Genomic DNA, 14,634 nt, shown 5'->3' with positions numbered 1-14,634 from the left:
TTTCATTTATTTCATTCAGCATAGCTTGTAAATATGAAATAGTGATGAACAAAAAAAGAAACTTTTCTGCATTTGACAATCAAAAAAGCCTGTCCCCTGTAAAGGAAACAAGCTGATTGTTCTATTTTTTATTGCGCCTTCGCATAGTTGATAAATTCAACAAAGGCAGCAGTCGCTTTTGGTCCGCCGTTGATCGTTCCGTTTGAATAACCCGCATTATGGACCCCGACGATTTGTTGGTTCTGATCTAGCATCGCAGAGCCAGAGTTTCCGCTAAATGTATCGATCGTATAGTATGCGAGATTCGTATCTTCTCTCGTGACTGGACCTGACATTTCCCATTGTGACACTTTGCCAGTCGATCTCATTTTATCACCTGGATATCCAGAAATTTTAATCGTTGTACCTGTTAGATTTGTCACTTGACGAATAGAGCGATAGCCGACCGTATTTCCAATGTTCGTATCTGTTTTAATGACGGCAAAATCATATTGACTCGCCCCCGTGTTGATATATCCGCTTGGTACATAGAATTCGGTCATGTTTGCTGAGCCGTTCACGGCCGTGCTGTCATTCATGCCTGGGTAGACAGACCCTTTTGCACTATAGCTTCTTGTGGCTGTATTGTAGACGCAGTGTCCGTTTGTCAATATTTTGTTTGGAGCAATGAGTGTTCCGGTGCAGCTAGACCCACCAAATGTAATATAAGCAATAGAGTTGTAGGGTGCTACTCTTGTATTCGTCACTTTTGTTCTACCATCGTCTCCAATGACTACTTTTGTTTGAAAGTCTTTTAAATATGTTGTGAGTGGTTTTACTTTTTCGCCAATAGTAGAAGAGAGATCATCCACTTTGTCAAAGGATGAGGGGGTTTTCATATCGTTGTGGAAGTCAGCTGAAGAAATCACCTTTCCGTCAGAAGTCACCATGTCATAATCAGACGTAAGTACTGAATCAGATGCTGCATGGGCAAAACTAGGCACACTTAAAGCACCAAAAACGAGTAGAGAAGGGATTAATTTTTTCACCTTTTTCATCATATTCCTCCTTTATGTCCTATATCAAAAATGATACGATTGTTTCATATTGGAGTAAATGAGAGAATATTCTTATTTTTTACAAAATATTTCATTTGTAAATTAGGTGTTTCGTATCTTCCAAATATTTATTCTAGCGATCTCTCTATGAAAAAAGAAAAACCGCCATTTTGGCGGTTTCAAGATTGTTGACGAAGGGCTAAAATGTGATTTATTTTAGCCCTTTGTCTTCTTTTCAACATGATCAGCTCCATACATCTTTTACATATCTGTTGTCATTGGCTAAAGATGTCAGCCATTGTTCAGCTGTTTCTTTCGCACACTGTTTCTCAGTCTGATACAGTTCAATAAGTGTTGCCTCGACATCTGGTGCCATGACCTTTCCATCCCCGCAAATATACAGGTAGGCGCCTTTGTCGAGCAATTCAATGAGCTTGGCTCCATCATTTTTAATGAAGTGCTGGACATACACTTTTTGCTCCTCGTAGCGAGAGTAAGCACGGTGGATGGTGACGACTCCTTTTTCTTGTGCAAGCTGCATTTCGTCATAATACAGATCATCTTCATGCGGGTGGCGGCAGCCAAAATAAAGATGGGCTTCACCTAACGACTTCCCTTCATTTTGCCATGCTTCCCTTGCCTGAATGAACCCTCTAAACGGGGCGATACCTGTTCCTGGTCCAATCATGATCATTGGTATTTCAGGAGAAGGCGGCAATTCGAATCCTGCTTGAGCTTCATGAAGGAAGCAGGCCACTTCATCTCCTTCTTGCAGTCCGCATAAATAGTTTGATGCGACGCCTGCGTATTCACCGCGTCCGCTCCATGATTTTCCTTTCACAACAGCTACTGTGATACTAAGCCTCTTTTCATCCACCTTTGGCGAACTGGAGATCGAGTAATAACGAGGCTTCAATCCTGGTAAAAGGGCTAAAAAATGATCAAATGGCAGTTCACATGCTTCGTATTGTTCTAGTAAATCCAGCATGGTCACACGCTTCTTTAATACAGCTTCTTGATAAATTTCTCCCGCCATTTGTTCAAGTTCAATACGATGAGGTGGGCATACCGTATATTTTGCAAGTTCTCTTAGCTGAGTACGTGTCACAGGCTCTTGCAGCTCTACATGTGACGCCAGCAATTCTCCGACTTGAATTGGCTGATTTAAAGGTAAATGACTTGCTTCTTTTTCCGAAGAGAGTATCATGTGCTGCTCTGGATCGAGCTTAAAACGATCGGTCACTCGCTGAACGAGTGTTGCACTATTTTTTGGCACGATTCCGATATGATCTCCTTCTTTATAGTGCTTGCCTTCAGGTAATTGAAGTTCGATATGCCTTGTTTGGCGGGTACTTCTTTCAGATTGTAATTCTTGATTTTTCAATACAACAGCTGAAAAGGCACCGTATGTTTTAGCAACAGGACGTTCCACTAGCTCATTCGTATATGCAATGGATAGGTTTGGCTTTTCTTGACGTTTCTCCTGCAAGGTTAATTTGAATTCTTTTGCAAGCTCATTGAAGACTGTCTTCTGGAATGTTTCTTTATCTTCATCCATATCACCGCCCGCATCGCCTTCACCAATATCCGTTACACGCTTCGCCCCTTTTCTTTCAAGTGCTTCATCAATCAGACGAGGAATACGCTGATACGTGCTCGCCCAATTTCGATCCCCGCACCCAAAGACTGCAAATGTCACGCTTGATAGATCTTGCTCCTCATCCTGCGTCACCCAATCCACAAACTGTTTCGCATGATCAGGCGGATGACCGTTGTATGAAGCCGTTACAATTAAAACTGCGCCTGACTCTGGTAACTTTCGAGTATAATCATCAAGCGGTGCCGTTGTCACGTCAAACCCTTTTGCTTTTCCGTCTTCAGCAAATTCGTTTGCCATCTGCTTTGCTGTGCCCAGATTTGATCCGTACAAGACCAATAGCGGTGTTCCATGACTCGCTATTTTCACTTCAGCAGATGCCGTGCTTTTTGTTGGTTCTTCTTTCGGAGGCGCCATAAAGAATTGCTGCTTTCTTGGCCGCACTTTGATTTTAAAATCATTCGGCTTAATCGTCAGAGATTCTTTTAAATCCAGTTCATACGACGTATGGTCAATCAATTCAAGGTTGTGCAGAACCATCGCCAGAACCATCGTGGCTTCATGAAGGGCAAATTGCATCCCAATACACGCACGCTGTCCATTTCCGAACGGTTTATAGGCATGCTGTGGAATCTTTTCAGGATGCATAAAACGTTCAGGCTTGAATTCTTCTGCATCCTCCCCCCAAACCGCTTGATCCCGATGTATTTTAGGAAGTAGCACACTGACACTTTGGTTTTTTTTGATCGGATATTTCCCTCCAATGACTGTATCCTCTTTCGCATAAAGAGAGAACGTAGGCGCCGTCGGCCAGAGGCGAAGTGCTTCATTTAAGACCATACGCGTATAACTTAGTTTTTGAACCTGCTTAAATGTCGGCAGTCCGCCTTGTAGCACGTCGTCTGCTTCTTGTACGGCTTTTTTTAATTTGTCTGGATTTTTTAGTAAAAAATAAATCGCAAATGACAACAACCCACTTGTTGTTTCATGACCTGCTATTAAGAAGGTAATGATTTGATAACGGATATTTTCATCTGACAGGCGTTCACCTGTTTCAGGATCCTTTGCATGTAGCATGAGAGAAAGTAAATCATTGCCCGTTTTATCTTGTTTTTTCCGTTCTTGAATAATGTCATCTACTAATTGCTTCATAAAATCAACATCTTGTTCAAATTCTTTTCTTCTTTTGATCATTAATTTATCTGCGACCGGCAATCTACTTGCTTGATCCATCGCTTCATTTAAGCCATTCAGCATGCTTTCAATAAATGGATGTTGATTTTCTTTGTAAAAGCTGTTAAATCGAAAATCAAAACCGCATAGCCCGATCGTATCTAAAGTGAGCTTTGTCATATCCTCTGCTACTTCAATTTCTTCATCACGGCCCGTTCTTTGCCATTTTTGTACAAGCTGTGTGGCAATATCGAGCATCATCTCATGATAGCCCTTCATGGCCTGCTGGCTAAACGCCGGCATCAAGATGTGATGAGCCTTTCTCCAATTCGGCTCTTCTGTCCAACTAGTGAATAACCCATCCCCTGAAAATGTTCTCACTTTATTGAGACTGCTTCCAATGAATTTATCAAAACGCCTCTCATCAAATACTTCTTTGGCAAGTTCATGGCTGGAAACAAAAATACTTGTTGCTTTTGAAAATTCAAACTGAAAGATCGGCCCTAATTCATCTGCCAGCCGCCAAAAGGTTTGAGAAAGCTCTCCTTTTTTGATATGAGGAATATTTTTTAAAGGTCCGTATGTTTTTGGTTTTGGAATGATTGATGTTTGTTGCATGTGCCCACTCCCTTTATTTCTTTATGATGCAACGCTAATGGCACGCCATAAGCATTGCTCAATATCTTCTAAAAATTCAATCGTTGGCTCAATTTCCTCTGCTAGAATCTGTTTATGAAGCTGAACGAACGCTCCAAATACAATGGATAAAATCGTTCTCCCTGAAAGATTTGGATGAATTCCATCCTTTTTGCCTTCTTCAAAAATATGAAATAGCTCATTTAATAGCTGCTGCATCTTCTCTTTACTTGTCTCATCTAAATAGTGTGAGCGTTTGTCAATTTCTAAGAAGTACAGACCACTTGGATTCTCTTTTGTAAAGAGCACTAAGCAGTAAAAGACATGTTTGAAATAAGCCCTGATACTTGCTTTAGGGTCTGGACTGTTTGTATTCACCTTGTCGATAAATGCAATCAGGCTTCGCTGGTATAAAATGTTCACAAGAGCCTCTTTACTATCAAAATAACGATAAATGGTTCCTGCTCCAACATTGGCTCTTTTCGAAATCATCGGCATCGTTGTACCGTCAAAACCCCGTTCAATAAATAAGTCCAGAGAAGCCTTCATAATCTGCTCCTGTTTATCAGTAGTTGCTGCGGGCATTTCATCCTCTCCTTTCGTTTTAATAGGAATGAATGTTCATTCCGCTTGATGTATATTATATTGATATTTTAAATTCTTCTATTTATACTTAAACATACTTATTTTTCTCCGTCACTACATTTTCTGAAAATAATAATAATTGAGAAATGATACCTAGATAGATGACATCCAAACGACTTATAAATATTGGCAGTTCTGTGACGCGTGGGTGTCGTCTGAACTATATGTTCATTCTTGGTCAATTGGAGAATGGATGTGATCGTCATATGTATCAATATATAAACTGCCATTACTTGAACGAACCGCATAAACAATGTCTTTTAAAGACAGCTGCCTTTTTTGAAGTTCTTCATAGATCCACTGCTCCGTTAATTGGTTTTCTTGAAGGTTTTTCAAAATGAGCTTTCCGTCCATAATGACTTCAATGGGCATGTAACGCTCTGCCTGCTTCCACAGGTTAAGATCTTTTCGCGTGACATAATCAAATGAAGGGTATTTTTTCACTGACATATGCCCATCTGTTTCAATCATTGCAAATTCAACTTCACTAATGTCAAACACATTCTTTTCTCTGAGCTGTTGATTTAAATAATCAAGTGTATACCTCATTCCTTTCATATTCTCTTCAAGGATTTTGCCATTTTGAATCACAAGCGTTGGTTTACCGGCCATAAAACCTCTCATCTTCCGGCTTCTTAAAGCAAGCAAAGAAATGACATAAATGATGATGACAAGTGACACAAAAGATATGGTTGTGTGATGAAGCGGAAGCGTAGTATTAAACGCCAGGTTCGCCGCAATTGAACCTAGACTGATCGCTGCAATGAAATCAAAAATATTCATTTGCGCAATGGTTTGCTTTCCAAGAAGACGGGCACCGCCGAATAAAATAGCAAAAGCAAATATGGTTCGAAGAATGACTTCAATATGATCTGGCATTTCAGCTTCCACCTTTCGATTTCATAAAAAAAAGCCTTTTCTTTAGAAAAGACTCTTTGTTAGACTATGCATTTATTCCGTCATTATTCAAATGGCCCGCTTCCGTTTGCTCAAATTGTGAACGCAGCTCAATGATTGAGCAGTTTCTCACGTTTACTGGATCTTGCTCAAGCAACCATGTATAAAATCTTGCTTGCTCTGCTGTTTGCAAAGCCTGCATATATTTTTGGGTGGAGCGCTTATCTGCAACACGCTGTTTAATGGATCGCATTTGCTTCCAAAATTGATAATAAGGAAGCTTTAACTTGGTCATAAAGCCGCTGTTATCCTCAATGACATAGCCTTCTTCTTTGATTGTGTCATCATGTGATACAGATTGATACCATTTATAGAAAGAGGTCCAATCATGAAACACTGCCACTTGCTGTTTGCACCGCATGCCAAGCTGTTCACTGAGCCTTTTCACTTCAGCAAATGGTTCTTTTTCATAGCTCAGCTGACGCTTCACGATATCAAGTAAAATGAGTTGATCATGATCATATGTGATAATATGCGGGTCTTTCTCTGACAAAATAACTTCAAATACAAGGGACACATGGTTGTCGCGTACGTATGATTTGATGTAATCGACCTGCACATCGTTAAAGGTCGCATAAAATAGCTCTTCGACCCAAGCAGCATGCTGATTTTGCTTCACATGTGACGTATACGATTTAGACGTAAACACCAGTTCATCTTTTATGTCGTTAAACCCAACCGTACCTAAGTATCCATTTGCTTTATCATAGACCGTCACAGGAAATTGAAGATGATTCACTAGATGCTGCATTCTGGTTTCAGGACGTTCATCAATATTAAAGAACTTATTATAACTTCTAGACACAATCTGCTTTGAAGTCATATTGATAAACAACCCTCTTGCTTTGACATTTATTTCATCCCATTGTCTTTCACTAAATGCTTTTTTCGTGAAATTAAAAGATGAAATATCGTGTGGCACCTTTAATTCCTGTACATATTCATGCTGATCTAAATGGGCTAAAAAATCATCCAGCGTCACATTGGGCTGAACAAAGACCGGTTGCTTGTTTTCAGAAGCTCTGTAGACAGGATTGTCAATTTCATGTGTCTCAATCCCGCCTGCTGTGATTTTTAACACACGCAGCTGTCCGCCAAATTCAACCTGACCTTCGAGATTATAAGATCTATCCGCCGCTTGGATAGGCAGTCTATATAAATTGCGATGACCATGAATTTGAATGATATCTAATCCAGAAGTGTTTTGGACAAATAAGTGGTCAATGTCATCTGAATATTCACCTACTCCGTGAATAAGCTGCTGCGCTGAGACATGCAGAAGCTCTTCTGGCAAATGGGCAAGCCCACCATGGGTGACAAGAAATGTCTGACCATGATACGTAAAATAGGTGAGCTGATGAAATGTTCTGACAAACTTCCTTAACTCTTTTAGGTCAAAACCTGCTTCCGCAATTTCAGGCGCAGTATGACGGTTAAACATATTACTTCTCACTTTTTCTTCATGTGCATATTTGTAAAGATGCTGATCATGATTTCCTTCAATGACGATCACATTGCGGCATTCTCTATGTGCCAGCATCCATTCTAAAACTTCCTTGTTTTCTATTCCTCTATCAAGCAAATCACCTGCAAAGATATAAAGCTCGTTTTCTTTCAAGTCTCCTTGCAAATAAGTATTTAGAGCTGTGTAACAGCCGTGAATATCACCGAATACGTGAATGGCCTCATACTGATCAAAAGACCTAGGCTGATAAGTCATAATGGCTGGATATTCCTCAGGCGTCAAAACGGTTACCCATGAAGGCACCTTCTCTGTCTTTAACCGTTCATTCATTTGATATAACACAGATTCCTTCACTACTTTGTGCGGCTCTCGACCGCGATTTTGCAGCAGGGATGTTTCAAGAGGCACTTGCGTAAAATCGACGACATACACTCTATAGCGGTATGAAGTAGCTAATGATTTATACTGCGAAATGGACTTACTTGTGACATGTGTTGCATCAATGACAGTAAAGTCTCCTCGTTCCATTCGGGCTGTGAGGAGTTCAAATAATAAAGACCAGACTTTATGATCATGTTTGCTTGAAATTTCCGGTTTCCCATTGACTGATAACTGCGGAGGCTGGGTTAACAGACGGATTTGATCCGCTGATAATGTATATGGTTCTAAGCCTTGTTCTTTGATCCAAGTTGATTTACCTGCACCTGGGAGACCTCGTAAAAGGACTAAAGTTCTCATAATGGTTCTCCTTTAATGAGTGATATTTTACCTATTATAGATAAATTATGGATAAATCTCAATCTTTTATTGATTATGGTAATATATAGATATAAGGAGGGTTACACATGCCTAATGAAGCGAATACTGCATTCAACATTGGGGATATCGTATTCCAAGTATTTTCTCTTCTATTCATTGCATTGATCGTGACCATCGTTGTCATCGCGATTCGAATGATAAGAAGAAAACAAGTGGAATTGAAGAAAGTCGAGGCTAGATTAAATAAAGTAATTGAAAAAAATCATTTAAAAAAGTAAAAATCCGGGAGTTAACCGGATTTTTTTGTTTTCATCACGATTCCTTGTCGCTGCTGCATCAAAAAGAAAAAGACACCTAAAAGGACAAGTAGACCACCGAACATTTGTAGCAGCGTGACTTTCTCTCCAAGCAGTAAAACAGCGAGTATCGTTGCCCCAACAGGTTCGCCTAGAATACTCATTGAAATAGTTGTCGCATTCACATAGGTTAACAGCCAGTTGTTAATGACATGGGACATGGTAGGGATAATGGCGAGCAGTAAGAAAATCCCCCATTCTTTACCCGAATAGCCTACAAAAGGCGTTTGCTGTATAAGGTTAAATAAAATTAAAAAAAGGCCGGCAAAACCAAATACACAAAAACTATAAATCCAATGAGATATCTTTCTCACAGCTTGTTGACCGATTAATAAATAACAAACAACAGCGATTACACTGAAAAAGGATAAAATGTCTCCTATAATGGCGTCTTGACTATGGCCGACATCCCCCCATCCGATCATGAGCGCACCAACAATCGCCGCACACATTGTGAAAATGGCTGACTTCGTTGTTCGTTCACGAAAAATGAGAAATCCGCCTAATAATGACACCATCGGCTGAAGTGCAATGATGATTGTAGAGCTCGCCACTGTGGTGAGCTTCAATGAGCCGAACCACAAAACAAAATGGAGCCCTAAAAAGAAACCTGACATACATAAGAAAAACCAGTCTCTTCGCTTTAACGAGACAAACTCTTTTTGACGCGGCAGAATAAACGGAAGCATCAAAACCGCCGCAAATATCATTCGATACATACTTAAAATAGCAGCAGGCGCACTTGACCACTTCACAATAATGGCCGAAAACGAAATCGCAATGATTGAGATCACAAGCGGCACCGCAATCGACTTCTTTGGAGCATTTGTCTTCATTTCCATTAGCAGCTTCCTTTACATCAGCAGTAGATGAGCTTCTCATCTTGTATGACGTCATCTTACTATGACTATTCGCCTAGAGGCAAGATGAATTTTAAGAATGTTTACATAAAAAAGGCTTTCTTCACGAAAGCCTCATTCATCATCTATTAATACATAAACAGCCCGCACCGGCCCATGAACACCAACCACTAAATTCATTTCAATATCGGCAGAATTACTTGGACCTGATATAAAATGAATGGCGCCTTTCGTCTGCTCTCCTTCTTCTACTAGGCGATGAAGAGCTGAAACAGCATGAATCATCCGCGGGACAATTGTGCTTTTTTCAATACATACGATATACATCATCGGTAAAAAATGAAGTGCTCTCCCTTGACCTTGATGGGAGGAAAGAACAACCGTTCCGGATTCTGCAAGTGTGTAATCGCTGAATACCACTGCATATTTCGCTTGTTCTGCCTGCCTTATATTTTCTTCTCTTGATGTATCTGCATTCCAGCTAGTGACTGAGATTCCTTCTTTCTGCAAGGCTTGAAACATAGGATGACATTTATATTGTGCAAAACGTCTATCGCTCGAAGTCATCACAGGACCTTCTCCATACTCTTTCATCAATAATCGTAACGTTGAGGGTGCTTCTTTTGGCGTTGTTTCTACCACTCTCGTATGAATTTGCTGACATTGCACCTTCAATTGCTCTATCAATTCTTCTTTCGATAGACCTTCATTTGTTTCCCAATTGACTCGATGCTTCCAAACCGGACGCCGAATAGATGCAGGCTTGGAGGAGCTTTTGCCTAATTGTTGCTGGATATGTGCTAAAAATGGATCTCGATGAGAAATGGTTCCTTTCATTGCCGCTCCTCCTTTTGTTTCTTTTTAAACCAATCCCGAAACCTTTCTTTGCTTGGCGCTGGGAGGTCACGAATTTCTGTCCAATTCTTTAAAGGACCCGCACCTTTTGAAATCTGTCCGTTTGAAGCCATACGTTTCAAGAGCACAGGGGCTGCTTTTGTTCCAAATCGATACATTCTAGGAGTGGATGCGCCCATTCCGAACATTTTCATTGCCATCATTTCCGCTTTAGGCGCTCTCCCCTCTTTTTCAACGATGACTTGTCGATGTTTGATTAATAATTCGTGAAGTGGAATTTTCACTGGACAAGCATCTGTACAGGCTGCGCATAAACTTGAGGCGAAAGGAAGCTCTTGGTAGTCGTCATATCCTCCAAGTAGCGGCGAAAGAACAGCGCCAATCGGACCCGGGTAAATTGAACCGTACGAATGACCGCCAACATGCCGGTAAACGGGGCACACATTGATACAGGCTGCACACCGAATACATTGCAAAACTGGCTGAAATTCCGTCCCTAATATATTTGACCGTCCGTTATCCACAATGACCAAATGAAACTCTTCTGGTCCATCTACCTCTCCTTCTCCTTTTGGTCCCATGACAGAGATATAGCTTGTTAACTTTTGACCGACTGCGCTTCTGCACAATAGACCGACAAGGACATCGAGCTCCTCCATCGTTGGTACAAGCCGCTCCATCCCCATGACTGCGATATGTGTCTTTGGAATGGACGTGACAAGATCCGCATTCCCTTCATTCGTCACAAGACAAATCGATCCTGTGTCAGCCACAGCAAAGTTACAGCCCGTCACACCAATATCTGCTTCAAGAAATTTTTCTCGTAACAAAGCTCTTACAAATTTGGTCATTTCTTCAGGAGTCTCTGACATATCATATCCAAGCTTTTCGTGAAAAACTTCCCGTATTTGTTCTTTCGTCATATGAAGGGCTGGTGCCACGATATGTGAAGGTGGTTCATGGTCATCAACTTGAAGAATATATTCTCCAAGATCGCTTTCAACTACCTCGCAGCCAATCTCTTCTAGCGCTTCATTCATTTCAATTTCTTCTGTGACCATTGATTTTGATTTCACGATCTTTTTTGCTGCTTTTTTTTGTGCGACATCTTGGATGTACGCCGATGCCTTTTCCTTTGTTTTTGCAAAAAACACATGACCTCCACGTCTACTCACGCTCTCACTTAATTGATATAAGTAGTCATCAAGGTGGGCAAGCGTATGCTGCCTGATGTCCTCTCCAAGTTCACGCCACTTTTCCCAGTTTCCAAGCTCTTCACTTGCAGTCATCCGCCTTTTATAGAGACGCTCCTGTGCCGAGGAAACAGCTCCTCTCATCACAGCGTCTTCTAATCCTTCGCCGATCCGCTCTTTAAAAGCCTTCTCTCCAATTTTCATACTCATGTGCCGTTCCCCCTCTTAGCTTCAGCGGCTATTCAACACTTCTGCGATATGCATCACTTTAACTGGCTTATGAAGACGATTCAGCCTTCCTCCGATATTGAGCAGACATCCACAGTCAGCACCGATGATATATTCAGCGCCTGCCTCCTCTATGCTTTGTACTTTTTCATCGACCATCTGCTCAGAAATGGGTGTCATTTTGATTGAAAAAGTTCCTCCAAATCCGCAGCAATTTTCAGCGCGAGGCAATGGTTCCATCACCAAATCTTTGACATTTGACAACAGTGTGAAAGGCGCTTCCTTAATTCTAAGCAGTCTCTTCATATGGCAGGAGGTATGATAGGTGGCTTTTCCTTTCAAACTCGCTCCTACATCTGTTACATGTAATATATCAACAATAAATTCCGTTAATTCATATGTTTTCGCAGCAAGTGCCTGAGCACGGGCGAACCACGCTCGGTCTTCTTTAAAAAGGTGCGGATATTCTAAAAACATGGCCTTACAAGAACCTGATGGTGTGACGACATATTCAGCTGATTCAAAGGCTTTCATCATATTTTTGGCCGCTTTGATTGTTTCTTTTGTATAGCCGCTGTTAAAGGCGGGCTGCCCGCAGCACACTTGTGCTTCAGGGAATTCCACTTCAACACCAAGCCGCTCTAATACCTCAACAGTCGCCTTTCCTACATGTGGCTGCATCGTGTCAATGATACAGGTGACAAATAAACTGACTCTCATCGGCGAACTTCCTTTCTTTTGTTGCACCTTGATTTATGTCTGGTCATCTGATGACTAAATAATGGACCTTCATTTCATTTTAATCCCAAATTTCTGAAATTTCAACGAACGGATTTGTCTAAAATTTGGACATCATGCTTGTGAAGGTACATGAAAAAACGCCCTTTTTACAGGGCGTTTGAGAACATTCATGTTTTTATTTCTTCATACTACCGAAGGAAGTGTCGTCATTCACACAAACCGCCTTCACTTCATGATTTTCTTTATGTGATGAATTCGTTTTTCAAAAGAAGGATGACTTTCACGCCATTCAGATTTTCTTTCATCATCTCCATCTTCTTCAATCAAATGACTTAATTTTATCAAAGTATTGAGATATAGAGTTTGATTCTCAAGATGGTGAACAGCAAAGCGATCCGCCTGAATCTCAAATAACCGACTCATTTTCTTTGGCAGCCACTCCGTCATAAATATCATGATCAATATCCCTGCTGGGAACAACAAAATATATTGCCACCAACCATTGGCAAGCATCACCTGTCTGGCATAATACATACTGATTCCCATAAGTAAGGTGACAATCATAGTGAGGTAAATGGTGAAATGCGCATGTTTTAATTTTACATGTCCCATTTCATGGAATAAGATCGCACGAATTTCCTCTGTATCAAACTTATCTAATAACCCTTCCGTCACATATAGATTGACTTTTCTTCTAAATGGAAGTTGAAATGAATATATCCAGGCATTCACATCATGTCGTGAGTCTTTTTTTACCCATATTTTTACCTTTTGGTTCGTTTGATGCTCAATATCTGTGCAAATATTTATGAATTCGTCCGTCCGTAAGACTTCATACTTATTTATCATTTTTTGAATGAATGAGTAACCCATAATAAATAAGATGACTAGGGCGAAATACCAAGCACAAAATAGAAAAAGATGATCCATAACCTTCGCTTGAAACGCCAAAGGCATGACTAAATAAGAGCCGAAATATATCAAGGATAATGTGATAGCACCAAATAAAACGGCTTGCTCCCTAACGTTCAGGAAGAATGAATTTCCTAAAGTGTCTTCATTTTCTCCTAAAACATCAGAAGAATCTTTTGTCATATACTCAAATGAACAAGCTGTCAATAAGACTGACAGGAAACTAGGCACAAGTATAGAGAGAATCATACTCAACACATAAGATCCTGTAACTGATAGCACGTATCCCATTAAAAAATAATAATTTAATCCCAAGGGAAGAAAAATGGCTAGAACAAAGGGAATGAATAATGTGAATAGGTTTTTCATCGATTCATGAAGGTTAAAAAGGAAAAATAACAAAGCGGGCAAAAGAATTCCCATTAAAGTCATGAATGTAACAAATGTGATGCTATACTTAAAGTTTGTGTTGATCTTAGTTGTTTCTGTTAGATTCTTTAGATTGTATGTAGAAAAGAAGGGATTTTGCGTTTCCTGTTCCATCATGATCGTATCATCATGGATAGGTACAAAACCTTTTCTTAGAAAAACCAATGCCTTATCATTCATTATTTTGTCTGTTTCAATCATACTGATTCCATTCGCAGATGGGATCTGTGTGAGATTTATGTTCTTTCCACTTAATTGAAGGGATGCTTCTGAAGGGCCATTGAAAGAACCGTCTTGATAGGTTAATAAAACGTCACCCTGATATAGCGAATGAGCAACGAATACTTTTGGGTTGCTCTCTTTGTTCGAATCAAGTAAAACAAATGGTGAAACAACGGCTGAACGAAAACCGAGTTCAATCATAATGACGATGATTGTGATCATACTGGCAGTCAAATAAGAGAGGAAGGCTTTGCGTAACATGTCATCACATCCTGCTGTTTAATAGGATTAAAACAAAATGAATATCTTGAATAATGTATTTCATAATAAAGTAAGCGTCATTCATTTGCTGGAATCATCTCATAAAATTCTAACATCTACATACAAGAATATGTACGACAAAATGGACATTACACCTATTTTTTCAAAATAACGGATCAACAAGGATAGAAAAAACGCCCTTTTACAGGGCGTTCAGATTGTAGAGAAACTCATGTTTTTCTACAATCTTTTTTATTTTCATCGTAATGATGATGGATGAGATTGAATGAAAAAGGCCTCCCACACAC

At 40.2% G+C, this 14,634-nt stretch carries 11 protein-coding genes; 1 reads left to right on the top strand and 10 read right to left on the bottom strand.

Annotated features, from left to right (window positions below):
* Window positions 1–128: 128 nt before the first annotated feature.
* The 5 genes from M2369_RS12125 to M2369_RS12105 all read right to left on the bottom strand — a co-directional run bounded on the left by M2369_RS12125 (window position 129) and on the right by M2369_RS12105 (window position 8,248).
* Window positions 129–1,037 (bottom strand): trypsin-like serine peptidase, encoded by a 909-nt coding sequence (locus tag M2369_RS12125; RefSeq protein WP_045034804.1) that lies wholly within the window; start codon window positions 1,035–1,037, stop codon window positions 129–131.
* Between the two features lie 244 nt (window positions 1,038–1,281).
* Window positions 1,282–4,425, bottom strand: coding sequence for a bifunctional cytochrome P450/NADPH--P450 reductase (locus M2369_RS12120; RefSeq protein ID WP_259254384.1), 3,144 nt, complete (start codon window positions 4,423–4,425; stop codon window positions 1,282–1,284).
* A 21-nt stretch (window positions 4,426–4,446) separates the two neighbouring features.
* Window positions 4,447–5,028, bottom strand: coding sequence for a TetR/AcrR family transcriptional regulator (locus M2369_RS12115; RefSeq protein WP_058213736.1), 582 nt, complete (start codon window positions 5,026–5,028; stop codon window positions 4,447–4,449).
* 228 nt (window positions 5,029–5,256) lie between these two features.
* Window positions 5,257–5,967 carry a DUF421 domain-containing protein gene (locus M2369_RS12110; RefSeq protein WP_047946233.1) on the bottom strand — a complete coding sequence of 237 codons (711 nt, stop codon included), beginning with the start codon at window positions 5,965–5,967 and terminating at the stop codon, window positions 5,257–5,259.
* Window positions 5,968–6,031: 64 nt separating this feature from the next.
* Entirely contained in the window at window positions 6,032–8,248 is a 2,217-nt protein-coding gene (locus tag M2369_RS12105; protein WP_259254383.1) for an RNA ligase, read from the bottom strand.
* Between the two features lie 107 nt (window positions 8,249–8,355).
* Between M2369_RS12105 and M2369_RS12100 the strand changes: the two genes are divergently transcribed.
* On the top strand, window positions 8,356–8,547 hold the full coding sequence (locus M2369_RS12100) for a hypothetical protein (protein WP_024719097.1): 192 nt from the start codon (window positions 8,356–8,358) through the stop codon (window positions 8,545–8,547).
* A gap of 11 nt (window positions 8,548–8,558) precedes the next feature.
* On the opposite strand, the gene M2369_RS12095 is transcribed toward M2369_RS12100, so the two are convergent.
* From M2369_RS12095 to M2369_RS12075, 5 genes are all read right to left on the bottom strand, one after another.
* Complete coding sequence (locus M2369_RS12095) at window positions 8,559–9,467, bottom strand: DMT family transporter (protein WP_039167701.1); 909 nt, start codon at window positions 9,465–9,467, stop codon at window positions 8,559–8,561.
* 132 nt (window positions 9,468–9,599) lie between these two features.
* A complete protein-coding gene (locus M2369_RS12090; protein ID WP_110487535.1) occupies window positions 9,600–10,322 on the bottom strand; it encodes a LutC/YkgG family protein in 723 nt (240 codons plus the stop codon).
* Window positions 10,319–11,743: a LutB/LldF family L-lactate oxidation iron-sulfur protein gene (locus M2369_RS12085; RefSeq protein WP_259254380.1), complete on the bottom strand. Its 1,425-nt coding sequence runs from the start codon at window positions 11,741–11,743 to the stop codon at window positions 10,319–10,321. Before M2369_RS12085 ends, M2369_RS12090 begins: the two co-directional genes overlap by 4 nt.
* Before the next feature lie 21 nt (window positions 11,744–11,764).
* Window positions 11,765–12,481, bottom strand: a complete 717-nt coding sequence (locus M2369_RS12080) for a (Fe-S)-binding protein (RefSeq protein ID WP_259254379.1) — start codon at window positions 12,479–12,481, stop codon at window positions 11,765–11,767.
* Window positions 12,482–12,727: 246 nt separating this feature from the next.
* Window positions 12,728–14,287, bottom strand: a complete 1,560-nt coding sequence (locus tag M2369_RS12075; RefSeq protein ID WP_259254378.1) for a M48 family metallopeptidase — start codon at window positions 14,285–14,287, stop codon at window positions 12,728–12,730.
* Window positions 14,288–14,634: the final 347 nt, after the last annotated feature.

The sequence above is a fragment of the Bacillus sp. JUb11 genome, assembly GCF_024807925.1.
In the GTDB taxonomy this organism is placed as follows: domain Bacteria; phylum Bacillota; class Bacilli; order Bacillales; family Bacillaceae; genus Bacillus; species Bacillus altitudinis.
Note: the sequence above shows the minus strand (reverse complement) of the source record. Positions and strands in the feature narration are given on the sequence as shown.

Bases quoted from the DNA above. Each gene is read 5' to 3' on its own strand.
- M2369_RS12080 (WP_259254379.1), bottom strand. From the start codon at position 12,481: ATGAGAGTCAGTTTATTTGTCACCTGTATCATTGACACGATGCAGCCA.
- M2369_RS12105 (WP_259254383.1), bottom strand. From the start codon at position 8,248: ATGAGAACTTTAGTCCTTTTACGAGGTCTCCCAGGTGCAGGTAAATCA.
- M2369_RS12110 (WP_047946233.1), bottom strand. From the start codon at position 5,967: ATGCCAGATCATATTGAAGTCATTCTTCGAACCATATTTGCTTTTGCT.
- M2369_RS12115 (WP_058213736.1), bottom strand. From the start codon at position 5,028: ATGCCCGCAGCAACTACTGATAAACAGGAGCAGATTATGAAGGCTTCT.
- M2369_RS12120 (WP_259254384.1), bottom strand. From the start codon at position 4,425: ATGCAACAAACATCAATCATTCCAAAACCAAAAACATACGGACCTTTA.
- M2369_RS12095 (WP_039167701.1), bottom strand. From the start codon at position 9,467: ATGGAAATGAAGACAAATGCTCCAAAGAAGTCGATTGCGGTGCCGCTT.
- M2369_RS12075 (WP_259254378.1), bottom strand. From the start codon at position 14,287: ATGATCACAATCATCGTCATTATGATTGAACTCGGTTTTCGTTCAGCC.
- M2369_RS12085 (WP_259254380.1), bottom strand. From the start codon at position 11,743: ATGAGTATGAAAATTGGAGAGAAGGCTTTTAAAGAGCGGATCGGCGAA.
- M2369_RS12090 (WP_110487535.1), bottom strand. From the start codon at position 10,322: ATGAAAGGAACCATTTCTCATCGAGATCCATTTTTAGCACATATCCAG.
- M2369_RS12125 (WP_045034804.1), bottom strand. From the start codon at position 1,037: ATGAAAAAGGTGAAAAAATTAATCCCTTCTCTACTCGTTTTTGGTGCT.
- M2369_RS12100 (WP_024719097.1), top strand. From the start codon at position 8,356: ATGCCTAATGAAGCGAATACTGCATTCAACATTGGGGATATCGTATTC.